The sequence below is a fragment of the Falsiporphyromonas endometrii genome, assembly GCF_042654485.1.
In the GTDB taxonomy this organism is placed as follows: Bacteria; Bacteroidota; Bacteroidia; order Bacteroidales; family Porphyromonadaceae; genus Porphyromonas; species Porphyromonas endometrii.
In genome coordinates, this window is record NZ_JBHSGO010000173.1 from 1 (window position 1) to 14,343 (window position 14,343).

Annotated in this window: 10 protein-coding genes and 1 CRISPR repeat array; all 10 genes read left to right on the plus strand. The window is 37.9% G+C overall.

All coding sequences use genetic code 11. The annotated features are described in order from the left end of the window. Positions 1-454 precede the first annotated feature (454 nt). The 10 genes from cas1 to ACFO3G_RS05735 all read left to right on the plus strand — a co-directional run bounded on the left by cas1 (position 455) and on the right by ACFO3G_RS05735 (position 13,899). Positions 455-1,384 (plus strand): type II CRISPR-associated endonuclease Cas1, encoded by a 930-nt coding sequence (gene cas1 / locus ACFO3G_RS05690; RefSeq protein WP_380078824.1) that lies wholly within the window; start codon positions 455-457, stop codon positions 1,382-1,384. Between the two features lie 32 nt (positions 1,385-1,416). Next, entirely contained in the window at positions 1,417-1,740 is a 324-nt protein-coding gene (gene cas2, locus ACFO3G_RS05695; RefSeq protein ID WP_380078826.1) for a CRISPR-associated endonuclease Cas2, read from the plus strand. 61 nt (positions 1,741-1,801) lie between these two features. Beyond that, a CRISPR array of direct repeats spans positions 1,802-3,309; the repeat unit is 47 nt; unit sequence GGTGCGAATGCACAGACTAAAGTACGAAATTGAAAGCTATTCACAAC. 236 nt (positions 3,310-3,545) lie between these two features. After that, positions 3,546-4,994 (plus strand): PSP1 domain-containing protein, encoded by a 1,449-nt coding sequence (locus ACFO3G_RS05700; protein WP_380078828.1) that lies wholly within the window; start codon positions 3,546-3,548, stop codon positions 4,992-4,994. A 3-nt stretch (positions 4,995-4,997) separates the two neighbouring features. Next, positions 4,998-5,483, plus strand: coding sequence for a gliding motility lipoprotein GldH (gene gldH, locus ACFO3G_RS05705; RefSeq protein WP_380078830.1), 486 nt, complete (start codon positions 4,998-5,000; stop codon positions 5,481-5,483). 123 nt (positions 5,484-5,606) lie between these two features. Beyond that, positions 5,607-6,350: a type III pantothenate kinase gene (locus ACFO3G_RS05710; RefSeq protein ID WP_380078832.1), complete on the plus strand. Its 744-nt coding sequence runs from the start codon at positions 5,607-5,609 to the stop codon at positions 6,348-6,350. Continuing rightward, on the plus strand, positions 6,343-7,653 hold the full coding sequence (locus ACFO3G_RS05715) for a hypothetical protein (RefSeq protein WP_380078834.1): 1,311 nt from the start codon (positions 6,343-6,345) through the stop codon (positions 7,651-7,653). Before ACFO3G_RS05710 ends, ACFO3G_RS05715 begins: the two co-directional genes overlap by 8 nt. 144 nt (positions 7,654-7,797) lie before the next feature. Beyond that, entirely contained in the window at positions 7,798-9,162 is a 1,365-nt protein-coding gene (locus ACFO3G_RS05720) for a tetratricopeptide repeat protein (protein ID WP_380078836.1), read from the plus strand. A gap of 25 nt (positions 9,163-9,187) precedes the next feature. Then, on the plus strand, positions 9,188-9,793 hold the full coding sequence (gene lptC, locus ACFO3G_RS05725) for an LPS export ABC transporter periplasmic protein LptC (protein WP_380078838.1): 606 nt from the start codon (positions 9,188-9,190) through the stop codon (positions 9,791-9,793). A gap of 223 nt (positions 9,794-10,016) precedes the next feature. Continuing rightward, positions 10,017-11,288, plus strand: coding sequence for a hemolysin family protein (locus ACFO3G_RS05730; RefSeq protein ID WP_380078840.1), 1,272 nt, complete (start codon positions 10,017-10,019; stop codon positions 11,286-11,288). A 466-nt stretch (positions 11,289-11,754) separates the two neighbouring features. Further along, positions 11,755-13,899 (plus strand): peptidylprolyl isomerase, encoded by a 2,145-nt coding sequence (locus ACFO3G_RS05735; RefSeq protein WP_380078842.1) that lies wholly within the window; start codon positions 11,755-11,757, stop codon positions 13,897-13,899. Positions 13,900-14,343 lie beyond the last annotated feature (444 nt).

Consider the following 14,343-nt stretch of genomic DNA (forward strand, 5'->3'; position numbering starts at 1 on the left):
ATTTGTATACCATAAAGATAACTATTATTAATAACATGGAAAAGACTTAATATAGAGAAAGTTGAAACTTTTTTCAAAAAACAGAAAGGGCTGCGCCAAATGGAATTTTGACACAGCCCCTTTTTGTATCTAATAATCTCAATTTTATCAGTTATATGAAGTTGTTTCAAACTGATTCTGCCAACTAACTAAGGAGTATAGCAGGCTATGTGTTAGTAGTTGAAGGATTAAACAGGTCAAAATAAATTATAACGTTATCTCTTAATTGTTCAAACTGGTTTTCTAACCTAATGTTCTAAAGATATTTAGGGTTAATAAATGCTCTTCGTAAGATATGACAACATTATAAGATGTTGATATCAGTAGTGCATATGGGTGCTAAAATAGTAGAAACGAATATTGAGTAGTCATTAAAAGGAAGTTTTAAAACAACTTATAAATAAATGAAGGAGCTATGGTAAAGAAGGTATTGTGTTTGAGCCATCCGGCTTACCTCTCATTTAAGAAGGGGCTGTTGATAATTGAACTGCCGGAAATAAAAGAAACAGCAAACTTACCCCAAAGATTGAAAGAGAAAGGGGTAATAACAAGGCCAATCGAAGATATAGCCATGGTTATATTGGATCATAGAAGGATAACGATTACCAGTGCTGCAATGGAAGGGTTGCTGATGGGAAATGTTGCAATAGTATCATGTGCAGCTAACGGACTTCCATTGGGACTTCATATGCCTCTTAATACAAATACACTTCAAAGTGAAAGATTTAGACATCAAATAAAAGCTTCAGAACCTCTTAAAAAGCAACTGTGGCAACAAACAATACGACAAAAGATTGATAATCAAGCAGCTGTATTAGAAAGATATACAGATGCTCCGACAGGATGTATGAAAAGATGGGCTGAAGATGTAAAATCCGGTGATACTACAAATGTTGAGGCAAAAGCTGCTGTCTATTATTGGAAGTATTTATTTGAAGAGATACCTGATTTTAAAAGAGAAAGGGAAGGTATCTACCCAAACAATCTGCTTAATTATGGATATGCAATATTAAGAGCAGCTGTGGCCAGAGCTCTTATCGGATCGGGATTGTTGCCAACAATGGGAATTCATCATCACAACAGATATAATGCATACTGCCTGGCAGATGATGTGATGGAACCATATAGACCTTATGTCGATAAGTTGGTGGTGAGTATGGTGAGAGAAAGTGCAGAAGTACAGCTGGTAAAAGATACAAAAGCAAAGCTGTTGGGAGTGTTGACCAAAGATGTAAAAATGGATAACAAAATCTATCCACTTATGATAGCAACACAGATGACTTCAGCTTCAATCTATAAATGCTTTTGTGGAGAAGTTAGAAAAATATTATACCCGGAACTATGAAGGAATGTAATAGATATAGCCAGTATAGAACGATGTGGATACTTGTATTTTATGATTTGCCAACTGAAACGAAAAGGCAAATAAAGCAAAATGGAGAGTTTAGAGATAAACTAATCCAAGATGGATTCGAAATGTTTCAGTATTCGATATACATAAGACATTGTGATAGTGTGCAAAATACTGAAGTGCATGTGAAAAGAGTGAAAAAAGCAATGCCGGAATATGGATATGTGGCAATATTGAGAGTCACAGATAAGCAATTCGCTAAAATTGAATCATACTACAATAAGAAAATTGAACAAAATGAGAACCAGCAAAATCTGTTATTTGACTGGAATCAATGCGAAATGCTATGAGTTTTTAATTCCTAATAATGGAATATAAGTAACTGATATACTTTAATTTAAGTGTATTCCTGGTGCGAATGCACAGACTAAAGTACGAAATTGAAAGCTATTCACAACGTTCATTAGATTTTCTTCCATGTTGCTTTTGGTGCGAATGCACAGACTAAAGTACGAAATTGAAAGCTATTCACAACGGACAAAATGGGGTAACGGATATTCCCGTGGGTGCGAATGCACAGACTAAAGTACGAAATTGAAAGCTATTCACAACTTATGAAACTCTATATATCTAATAGCCTTTGGTGCGAATGCACAGACTAAAGTACGAAATTGAAAGCTATTCACAACTATCGTTTACAGAAATCTCTAGTACTTTATGGTGCGAATGCACAGACTAAAGTACGAAATTGAAAGCTATTCACAACACAATTCCAGATGGGATATAAGGGCTATATGGTGCGAATGCACAGACTAAAGTACGAAATTGAAAGCTATTCACAACCTTTCGCTTCTTAGTTTGGCTGTCTCTTTGGGTGCGAATGCACAGACTAAAGTACGAAATTGAAAGCTATTCACAACTCCACCTCTGTGTGTTACGTATGATTCCTGGGTGCGAATGCACAGACTAAAGTACGAAATTGAAAGCTATTCACAACTCAATTCTTTTAATTTCCTTAAACCTCGCAGGTGCGAATGCACAGACTAAAGTACGAAATTGAAAGCTATTCACAACATTAGGAAAGGTATATACCATCTCCGACTTGGTGCGAATGCACAGACTAAAGTACGAAATTGAAAGCTATTCACAACTGAGAATTCACGAGCTTCTTTCTGCTCGTCGGTGCGAATGCACAGACTAAAGTACGAAATTGAAAGCTATTCACAACAGGTTCCTGGCTGGACAGGTGACAACGGAGGTGCGAATGCACAGACTAAAGTACGAAATTGAAAGCTATTCACAACTATTGAAAGTTTACAAGATTGAGATAAAGTGGTGCGAATGCACAGACTAAAGTACGAAATTGAAAGCTATTCACAACGATACATTGTGTTTCGCTTATGGTGCTGTAGGTGCGAATGCACAGACTAAAGTACGAAATTGAAAGCTATTCACAACAGTTCTCAAGACAAGACCAAAGCTCGTAGCGGTGCGAATGCACAGACTAAAGTACGAAATTGAAAGCTATTCACAACATCGTTTCATCATTTTGCGAAACCTTTGGAGGTGCGAATGCACAGACTAAAGTACGAAATTGAAAGCTATTCACAACTGAGTGCTTGCACCTTTTAACGTATAATTGGTGCGAATGCACAGACTAAAGTACGAAATTGAAAGCTATTCACAACTGCAATAAAGAACGTCCTCGACCAGATTGAGGTGCGAATGCACAGACTAAAGTACGAAATTGAAAGCTATTCACAACTCGATTTCCTCTTTGTAGCTTTTGTACAAAGGTGCGAATGCACAGACTAAAGTACGAAATTGAAAGCTATTCACAACCATAACGAATCGCAGCAGCTTATCGTCTTTGGTGCGAATGCACAGACTAAAGTACGAAATTGAAAGCTATTCACAACTATCTTGTTATTGTATCACAAATGATTTTTATGTGAAATGCTCCGCTAATGTATGGATTATTGTTTTGTTTTCCAATTGTTGTGTTGTTTTACTTTCTATGCCAAGAGTTGATTTTAATCTGAATATCTCTTGTATGTAGATTCTCAATAAAACGAAACAGCTTCTAAGTTGTAGAAACGAAAAACGCTTATCTTTGTATCTTATCAAAGGTGTATACCGACTTAATGTAAATAAAATGGATTACAAACAAGATATAAAATATACAGGGGGGTGTCGAATGACTCAGGATGGATGTCGTCATACTCACCAACAGCCTTTAAATAGTTATGATTGGTTATGTGATATTCCCGGGAATGCAATCAATGAAAAGTATGTTGAGATACAATTTAAGAATACCCGTAAGGGCTATTTTAGCAACATAAACAATCTTGAATTGACTAAGGGAGACCAAGTTGTTGTCGAGGCTTCACCCGGATATGACATTGGTACTGTAAGTCTAACCGGTCGTTTGGTAAGGAATGCGATGCGTATTCATCGTTACGATTTTAATCGTTATGGTGAGCCAAAGCCTATTTTACGTCATGCAACCGAGTTTGACCTGGAGAATTTTGAGTTGGCTCGCCAAAAGGAGCACGATACAATGATTAAGTCTCGTCGAATAGCCGAAGAGTTGGGTTTGGAAATGAAGATTGGCGATGTGGAATATCAAGGAGATGGTACTAAGGCTATTTTCTATTACATCGCGGATGGTCGAGTCGATTTTAGACAACTTATCAGAGTCTTGGCAGATACATTTCATATTCGTATCGAAATGAAGCAAATAGGTGCTCGTCAAGAATCCGGTCGAATAGGGGGTATAGGTTCTTGTGGACGACAATTGTGTTGCTCAGCTTGGATGACCAGCTTTGTGTCAGTAGGCACAGTTGCTGCTCGCTTTCAAGATTTGTCTCTCAATCCTCAAAAACTTACCGGCCAATGTGGAAAGCTCAAGTGTTGTATCAATTATGAAGTGGATGCATATGTCGAGGCCGGTAAAAAACAACCGGACAAGGAGATTGTACTTCATACAGAGGCTGGAGATTACTATTTTTTCAAAGCTGATTCACTTAAAAGGCAGGTTTCTTATAGCAAGGAAAAAGGTAATCCTCTTGAGGTCGTGACGATTTCTAATGAACGAGCATTTGATGTTATTGAACTTAATAAGAGTGGTAGAAAGCCAGAAACTTTGGAGTTCGATGAAAAGCAAACTCAATCCAAAGCTAATTCGCATGATATTCTTGATGATAGTTTAACACGATTTGATAGATCAAAGAAGAAGAAAAATAAGAAGAAGAGAAGGTCAAGAAATTTTACGGGGGAAAAGAATGATGTTGCAGATATCAAATCAATTGAGCGATCTCAGCAAAGTCAAAAGGATCTAATTCAAAACAAAAACGAAGATTCTTCTGAAGAAAAATCGAATGAGCCCAATAGACGGTATAGGAATAATAAAAACGAAGGCCGTAATCGCAGACCTGGGAACAATCAGCAAAGGTCTAATCGTAATATTCGTCCTAAGAGGGAACCAAAAGAAAAAGATTCTTTTAAGAATAAAGATGTCAAATCATCATCCGAAAACTCAAATCGTTCTTCTGAACCAACAGATTCACGGTATCAGAACAGGGGAAAGAGTGCATTGGAATAAGTGATGCGTAGGTTAACTCATACAATAGTCAACTTAGGTCTGTTTGTACTTTGTTTAATCTTATTTGATAGTTGTGTTTATCATCAGCTAAAGGATGAAAATTTTACATTCAAACAGTTACCTAATGCCAGGTGGGAAGCCGGTCAATCGGTCTTTTTCGATATGCTTGTAGAGGCGTATCAACAACCTTATTCTTGTGACCTTATCCTTAGGCATAATAATGATTATAAGTATACGCGTATCAAATTTATATATGATATTTCTTTGAATGGAGATTTGGTGGAGACAGATACTGTTACACAATCTCTTGTAAATGAGCATAATCAATGGATTGGAAATGGTATTAGTCTAAGAGAAGTGCCTATATGTCTTTTCAGAAAGAAAAGGATGAATCGAGCGGGCGTTTATACGGTAAAGTTGCGTACACCATTGCATAATGTACCTCTTCCAGGTGTGGAATCTATAGGTCTGAGGATATGGAAAGAGTAATTTGTTGTATGTCAGTTGTAACGGTTATTCATCTTGAAAAGTGCTAATTTTGTCTCTTGCAAAGATGTAGCAAGTAGAAGATTGACTATCTTTGCCGACTGACATTAAGTTTATAAGGACAAAGTGGATACAAAACTTATCATCGATAGAGGAAATACATGCATTAAGCTTGCGGTTTTTGAAGGCGCAAGGCTTGTGATGAGAAGATCTGTTTTGGGAATGTCTGAGGTTAAAGATCTTCGAGATATCCTCAACGAGAAGGAACTTTCGGCCAAAGGGTGTATCTTTTGTTCGGTTGGTAAACAGTCAGATTGTTTTATCTCCAGTTTGAAAAGATACTTCGGCAAAGATTTTTTTATCCTCAATCCTAATACGACTTTACCTATTACGACAAAGTATGATAGATCGACTCTCGGTGGAGATCGGATAGCGGCAGTTGTAGGAGCATGGGCTTTATTCCCTAACAAAGATGTTTTAGTTATTGATGCGGGAACTGCCATTACCTATGAACGACTAAATTCGAATGGTGAGTATCTTGGAGGTAATATCTCTCCAGGTATGGAGCTAAGATTTAAAGCTCTAAATGAGCATACTTGCCTTTTACCACACGTCTCTTCCGGTGGCAATCTTCCAGAATGGGGGCTTAATACAGATGAGGCCATAAGGTCCGGCGTAATACTCGGTCTCGTATCGGAGATTGAGGGATATATCCGGCGTTGTCGAAAAGAGTCTGCCGATCTCGTTGTGCTTACCACAGGAGGACAGACTAAATATTTTGAAAGCAGATTGAAAAATCAGACCTTTGTGGAGGACCTCGTCCTTCAGGGGTTAAATTATATACTAGACTATCAATACAAGAATGTATAAAGTACTGCAAGCCTTAAAGAATACGGCCAAGCTGACATTCGCAGGAGTTCTATTATGCTGCGGATTGTCCCATTCAGAGGCCATAGCTCAAAATAATAGTACCGAATCGCCATATACGCGCTTTGGGTTGGGAAAGGTCGAATCGCCTTCGCTTTCTTTTAATAGGGCCATAGGGGGGATCGGCGCAGGTTTGCGTGATCGCAATATGATTAATCCCATCAACCCGGCATCTTATTCGGCAGTCGATTCCATGACTTTTATGATGGATTTCGGTGTTTCCATGGGGCAATATTGGGCTTCGTCCAATAATGAATCCAATCATCGAACGTTAGGGAATTTTGATTATCTCACAATGCTTTTCCCGGTTGCTCACAGATTGGGCGTTAGTATAGGTGTCCTTCCGGTGTCAACTTCCGGATACCTTTTTGGTAATATCCAACCAATTGAAGGGGCAGAAGGTCAAACATACCGCAAGGCTTATAATGGAACCGGTAATCTCAATAAACTTTACTTGGGATTGGCCTATGCTCCATTTGAGTATCTTTCGGTAGGACTTAATGGTGAATTTTATTTTGGCTCATTTAGTCATCAACGAAGAATATCATACTCTACCGGCTTGGCATTGGATCCTACATTTAGTTCTAAACTAACAATGAAGGCGGGTTCTGTAAATGTTGGGGTTCAGGGTAAGATCCCTATAGGTAATAAGCAATCATTGACAGTAGGATTGGCTTATACTCCAAAGGTTAAGATGCATTCAACTCTTTATGAACAGAAGTTTATGACATCAGGAAATGCTGTTGTTGAGATGACTTCCGGTGATACAATTTCAGGACACGGTCTTTATGAATTGCCCCATTCATTTACAGCGGGTATGACTTATGAAATATCCAATAAATTGATGGTAGGAGCAGATGTTGAATATGCTTTGTGGAAAGATGTTACCTTTGCAGATAACGTTGCACAGTTACAGAATATGTGGAAGGTCTCTGCCGGATTGCAATATATCCCTAATGCAGATGATGGAAGTTTACTTAAGAAAATTAGATATAGATTTGGTGCACATGCAAACAACTCATATCTAAAGTTACCCGTAAACGGAGGTTTTAATGGTTATCATGAGTTGGGTGTATCTGCCGGCTTGGGAATCCCATTGGTCGATAGACGTTCGTTTTTGCAGATAGCTTTTGAATATAGCCATCTACTTCCTGCTGTGTCAGCTATGCCTTCCGAAAATACAATTAGGTTGACTTTGGGGGTAACATTCAATGAGGGATGGTTTAAGAAACTCAAGATTAACTAATGTAATTTGATTAAATAAGATATATCTGGATGTCGATAGGAGAAGATTTATATATCAAATCCGAGATCTCGATATGTTGATTGGCTAAAAATATTTACATTGAATCTGTTTTAATAAGATTAATAAGTAACAGAAGACTAGAATATGAAAGGAATTAACGTAATCTTAACTGCCGCTCTCACATTTGTGGCAGGTATGTCTGCATCAGCTCAGACCGGTGCAGCTACCGGTACACGCTACGGTAAAGGTGATGATAGCGTACGATGTGTGCAAAACATCAGTCTGTTTACCTCTTACTATAAGGGGAATGACTTTAAGAGTGCCGCAAAGTTTTGGAAAGACGCTTATGCTGAGTGTCCTGCTTCTACTAAAAATATTTATATCTACGGTATAAATATGATTAAGATGCAACTACAGCAAGAGAAAGATCCTAAGAAACGTCAAGAACTTCTTGACAAACTTATGAAGCTTTATGATGACAGAGCAAAGTATTTTGGTGATGATCCAAAGTACGGCTTGGACTTCATTGCAACAAATAGGATTGCCGATTATATGTCTTTGGTGCCACAAGATAAGTATGATTATACGAAGATCTACGATTGGTGTAAACCTGCAATAGAGGCTTATAAGGGGGATGCCAATCCACAGACAATATATTATTTTGTATTTGCTTCTTTAAACAAAGCTATCAAGGATAAGAATTGGCATGAGCAATATATCAAGGATTTTATGTTTGGTAATGATGCTCTTGACAAACAAATCGAACAGGCCGGAGATGACTCAGCCCATATTAAGTTAATTTCGTCACTTAAAGATCCAATGGATGATCTTTTTGCAAGAAGCGGTTTGGCTGATTGCAATATGATGGAGAAAATATATGGTCCTAAACTTGAAGAGAATAAGGATAACGTAGATTTTCTTAGTGGAATGCTTACTATGATGAGGATGACCGGATGTGAAACAAGTCAAACCTATACAAAGGGAAGTCGTTATCTCTTTAATATCAAACCGACAGCAGAAGCTGCCATGGGATTGGCAAAAGAGGCTTTAGATCAGCGTCGTACTTCAGAAGCTATTCAATTGCTTCAGCAAGCAATAAGCCTTGCCAAGAGTGCTAAAATGAGAGCTTCTTGTAATTATACAATAGGTGTAATTAATATGAATTCTCACAATTATGGTGCTGCTAAGGGCTATTTCAATAAAGCTATTCAAGAAGATCCTTCCATGGGAGAAGCTATGCTTTGTATAGGTCAAATGATTGCTTCTTCTGCCTCTTCATTTTTCCCGGATGATAAACTCAAGCAACGTTGTGTATATTGGTTGGCAATAGAGAAGTTGCAGAGAGCTAAATCAATGGACCCCGGCATTGCTGGTAAAGCAAATAGTTTGATAGCAACATACTCTAAATATCTTCCATCAGCTGCAGATATCTTTATGCATCCGGATTTAGACAAAGGAAAGAGTCTCTTTGTTGGAGGATGGGTAGGTGAGTCAGTGACTATTCGCTGATTGCCTTCTGAATGGACATCGAATTATGTCATTTGAACGTAATAAAATAAACTGGAGCACTGTTCGGGTATTATTAACCTGGGCAGTGCTTTTGTCTTCTCTTATATTTTCTTCTTGTCGAAAAAAGAAGGTGATGACAGTAAAGCAGACAATCAATCTTGATACGGTCTACACTATGTGTACGAAGGACGTACATACATTCATTACGGATTCAGGATATACTCGTACAAGGCTCGATACCAAAGAGTGGCGTTTATATGACAGGGAGAATAATAAGAAGTGGTTTTTCCCTTATGGGATACTCTTACAGAGGTATGATGATAATAACAAAAAGGTTATTGCGCGGATTTCTGCAGACACAGCCTATAATTATTTTGATAGAGAACTTTGGGAGTTAAGGGGGCATGTGCATATTAGAAATGTCTCCGGTACAGATTTCTATGCTCCAAGAATGTTTTGGGATGTCAAAAATGGAGAAATATATTCCGATGACTCTGTATACATTCACACCCCGGATCAGATTTTAAGAGGTGCGTCTTTTAGGGCTAATCAGGATATGTCTAAATATACCTTCCAGTCGACATCTGCTATTGTTGATTTTGTGGAGAAAGATTCGGTAGATACACACTAATAAAAACAAGAATCATTAGTTATCAAGGTTTTTATATGGTTGTCCGTTACCTTAGATAGACTTTGGAGAATCTGGTGAGTATTTGGCATTCCAAAATGCAGATCCCTGAGGAGCTCCTTGTTAAATATTGTCTCTTTTGTATTATATTTACTGATAGAATAATTCATATTGTCTGAGTTATGTTTCATTGCATGTAAGTCTTTGCTTATAGTCTTGTAAATTTATGCTGTATCTATACATATTTATAGCTCTAATGTTGTCAGCTTTTTTTTCTGGAATGGAGATTGCTTTCGTATCTTCGGACAAGCTGAGATTGGAGGTTGATAGAAAAGAAAAAGGTTTTACCAGTGCCATTTTGGGTATGCTGTTTAGGAAACCTGATGAATTTGTTACAACATTGTTGGTTGGAAATAATGTTGTTCTTGTTGTCTATGGTCTTCTTATGGCTAAGCTATTAGAAAAACCTTTGGAATCTTTTTTGCATAATGATGCCTTGGTCTTGTTGATACAGTCTTTGTTGTCTACTGTAATTATTCTTGTTACGGGAGAGTTTTTGCCAAAAGTTTTGTTTAGGTCCAAGTCTTATCAGATGGTGAAAATCTTTGCTTTCCCGGTATCTATTTTTTATGTCATACTTTTTCCTGTGACCAAACTTTGTAAGCTTTTGACAAAGTTGTTTTTCTTGTGTACGGGAAGTAACATCAAACGGGAAGACAAACTATTGAGATTCTCTACAGCAGACTTGGATCATTACCTTTCGGAGAATTTGAATGAAAATCCGGATGAAGTTGGAGAATTGGATACTGAAGTCAAAATAATTCAAAATGCCTTGGAGTTTTCTAAAGTACAAGTCAGAGAATGTATGGTCCCTCGTAATGAAATAGAAGCTGTAGATGTTGACGAAAATCAATCTGTCTTGGAAGAGAAGTTTAAGGAGTCAGGTTTATCCAAGTTGATTGTTTATCGAGAGAATATAGATGATGTGATAGGATATATCCATTCATCAGAAATGTTTAAAGATGGTCCGTGGCAGGACAAAGTGGTTAAAACAATGTTTGTCCCTGAAAGTATGTTTGCCAATAAGTTAATGACCCATCTAATGCAGAAGAACAAAAGTGTCGCCATCGTTATTGATGAGCTGGGTGGTACATCCGGTATGGTAACGCTGGAAGATATTGTGGAGGAAATATTTGGTGAAATAGAAGACGAACATGACCGATCGAAACTTGTGTCGCGTAAGGTTGATGACGAAACATATATTTTTAGCGGTCGAGTTGAGATTGACGATATCAATGAAAAGTATGGGTTGGACTTGCCTGAGAATGATGATTATCTAACTATTGCAGGATTTATATTAGACAACTATCAGCATATTCCAAGGGCGGGGGAAAAGGTAGATATTCCGCCATTCAAATTTGATATTTTAAGATCTTCTTCCACTAAGATAGAGCTTGTCCGAATGACAATCATGCCGCATGAAGATGAAGAGGATTAGATTGATTGTTGGTCCTTCTTGTCTAAGAAACTGTATGTTTTTAAGCCGAAATTGTCGTAGGTCATTTCCTTATTATTAAGCTTTTGATTATAAATCGAAGTGCAAGGAATGAATTGGTAATGTATTCAGATGCAAGATAGCGTCTATTAATGAGATTAAGAATTATTCTATGTGTCGACCATTTAAATGACGGAAGAAATGCTTATAGATCGATACATTTTGCTAACTTTGGACCGAAATTTTGATAGGTCTATTGATTTTTAAAGCCTTTGTTATCCTCATTGTGTGCAGTGGTATAGCTTTATGAGTTTTATATCAGTACGTTACAGAGTAATAAGCAGCCTATGAGTTGCATATGCTTGATTGTATATCCGATAGATTGTTGCTTTTTTGAGGTCTCTTGGACTTATCTTTGTATATTTGCTGGTCAGTAGAAAAATAAGAATAAAAACAATAAATAAATCTAATGGCAACACTAGAGAAAATTAGAAACAAAGCCGCACTCCTAATTATCGTAGTCGGCTTGGCTATGTTGGCCTTTATTATGGGAGACTTCCTGCGTTCAGGAACGACCTTCTTTAGTCAAGAGCAGAACGTAGCACTTAAGATTGATGGTGAGAAGATCAAGGCTCCGGACTTCCAGGAAAGATTAAACCAAGTGGAGCAATTGCAAGGTGGTGGACAGAGTCTCTCTGATGAGCAACGTATGTACATCAATAATCAGGTTGCTCAACAATTTGAGAACGAGGTCCTTGTAAACAAAGAGGCCGAAGCTCTTGGTGTGGATGTTTCTTCTGCTGAGTTTTTGGCTATGCTAACGGGTCAGGGAGGTATTGCTCCCAGTCCAATGTTGTCACAATTCTTGGGACAGTTTGGCATTAATGCCGCTGATTCTAAGGCAGTGAGTGATTTTATTAATCAAATGACTGATAAGTCTATCAGTTCACAACCACAAGAGGTACAATCTTCGTACAAGAAGATACAGTTGCAGTGGCTTACACTTCAGCAACAGTCTGTGCTGAGTCGTAAACAAGAGAAGATAGCTTCTTTGTTGAGCCGTTCGGTGGTATTGAATGATATTGATGCTCAATTTATGTCTGAAGTTCCCAATCGTCAAGTTGCAATGGTTCATGGCTCATCTGCCGACATTGCTGATGATAAGGTAAAGGTGACAGATCAAGATATTCAGAAGTATTATGATTCACACAAGGAATACTTTAAGTTGAGATTTGGTACAACTAAGATGCAATATATCAGCAAGGAAGTTAGACCAAGTGCAAAGGACTATGCAGATGCAGAAAAAACAATGCAAAATGTCAAGTCTCTTTTGGCTACAACAACTCCTGAGGATGCTTTTAGAAATCTTTCCGATAAGTTTATTGCTTCTACATATTTGACAATGGATGAGATTAGCCAAATGAATTTGCCAGGTTCGGTTACAGATTTCATCACTTCAGCTGCAGTCAATGAAGTTAACGATCCTACACTTGCAAATGACCAGTATTCATTGGTTAAGCTTACGGGCAAAAAGAATGCTACAGCAGGTGTTAAGTTGCAGATGATTGTTTTAGATTCAACTAAGTTAAACCTTGTTGATAGCATCAATACTCAATTGGCTTCAGGTGTTAACTTTGGCGACTTGGCAAAAAAATATAGTGTTGATGATCGATCTAAGGCAAGCGATGGTTATGTACTGATGGCTAATCGTTTCGGTATGCCTGATTCTACCATCACAGAAGCTATCGCCGCTTCCAGCCAGATGGATACAATTTTCAAAGTGCCTTTTGGTAATGTGATAACAATTAAGAAGAACAACTATGCTATGCTTCTTAAGGCTTCGGATCCAAAACCGGCGGTAGATAAATACAAGTTCGCTTATGGTATTGTACCAGCTACATTCTCAGACGATACATACAACAGCGATTTCAATGCAATGAGCCAGATTCTTCTTAACAATAGTGATTTCAAGGCGATGGCAAAAGCTGCTGCTGATAAGGGTTATCAAGTGGAAGACGGTGTTTATGTAGATGTAAGTACTCCTATCCTTGGCAACATTGCAAGTTCTCGTCCTGTTATTCATTGGGCTTTGAATGCTGATGCCGGAGCCATTTCGGAAAAGGTGCAGAGATGTGGTCTTAACAACATCATGATTGCATCAGTTGTTGAACATGTGAAGCCGGGATATAAACCTCTTAGCATGGTTAAGGATGATATCAAGAGAAGACTAATGGATACTAAGAAGGGTGAGAAAATGGCATCCGACCTGGAAGCCAAAAAGCTTACAACACTTGAAGATTATGCTTCAGCAATGAAATCCAGGGTTGATACTATAAGTGGTATGAGCTATACTGTAACAGGTGCTCAACCTGCTTTGGTCAATGGTTATGCTATGACAACTGCACTTCAATCCATCTCAAAACCATTCTCTACAGAAGATGGATCAGTATATGTAGTTAGACCGATGTCTGAAAGTAATGCTCCTGCCGGTGCATCGGTTCAGGCTGTTATCCAACAGAAAAAAGCTGCTATGTCCAATCAGATAGCTCAGCGTGCATTTATGCATCTGTATAATATCTTGAAGATAAAAGATAATAGAGCGAAGTTCTATTAATTACTAAGGTTTGATAACCTCGATAGAGGGGGAATAAGCATTTGAAAGGCGCTTATTCCCCCTTTTTGTTTTTCAATGTCAACGAGGATTTTTAATGAGTCGCAGTTTGCATTGGTAATTCGCAAAAAGAGAAGATGGGAAAAACGTAGACATTGAAGGATGAGTATTTATATATCTGACCGAAGACGGATATCGAAGGCAACGAAAGAGATACCTTTGTGCAACAGTTCTGTACTCAAAAATATCATAAGAACTATTGGTGCCCAGTAAAATTATTGAAATACCGGACATCTTGAATTTCATGAAAACCGCCTTCTCAAGGTAGTATCCCAAAAAGTGTGTAAAGGAGGTTTATCTTTGAGTCAAAATTAATCATTTCATTTCATTGTTTTGTTCATCCGTCAGGCGGACATGAAAAACACCGGGGGGATTGGCGTCCGCCCG

Excerpts from the sequence above, each read along its gene's own strand:
- ACFO3G_RS05730 (WP_380078840.1), top strand. The coding sequence starts at position 10,017 with ATGCTGTATCTATACATATTTATAGCTCTAATGTTGTCAGCTTTTTTT.
- ACFO3G_RS05735 (WP_380078842.1), top strand. The coding sequence starts at position 11,755 with ATGGCAACACTAGAGAAAATTAGAAACAAAGCCGCACTCCTAATTATC.
- ACFO3G_RS05720 (WP_380078836.1), top strand. The coding sequence starts at position 7,798 with ATGAAAGGAATTAACGTAATCTTAACTGCCGCTCTCACATTTGTGGCA.
- lptC (WP_380078838.1), top strand. The coding sequence starts at position 9,188 with ATGTCATTTGAACGTAATAAAATAAACTGGAGCACTGTTCGGGTATTA.
- cas2 (WP_380078826.1), top strand. The coding sequence starts at position 1,417 with ATGTGGATACTTGTATTTTATGATTTGCCAACTGAAACGAAAAGGCAA.
- gldH (WP_380078830.1), top strand. The coding sequence starts at position 4,998 with ATGCGTAGGTTAACTCATACAATAGTCAACTTAGGTCTGTTTGTACTT.
- ACFO3G_RS05700 (WP_380078828.1), top strand. The coding sequence starts at position 3,546 with ATGGATTACAAACAAGATATAAAATATACAGGGGGGTGTCGAATGACT.
- cas1 (WP_380078824.1), top strand. The coding sequence starts at position 455 with ATGGTAAAGAAGGTATTGTGTTTGAGCCATCCGGCTTACCTCTCATTT.
- ACFO3G_RS05715 (WP_380078834.1), top strand. The coding sequence starts at position 6,343 with ATGTATAAAGTACTGCAAGCCTTAAAGAATACGGCCAAGCTGACATTC.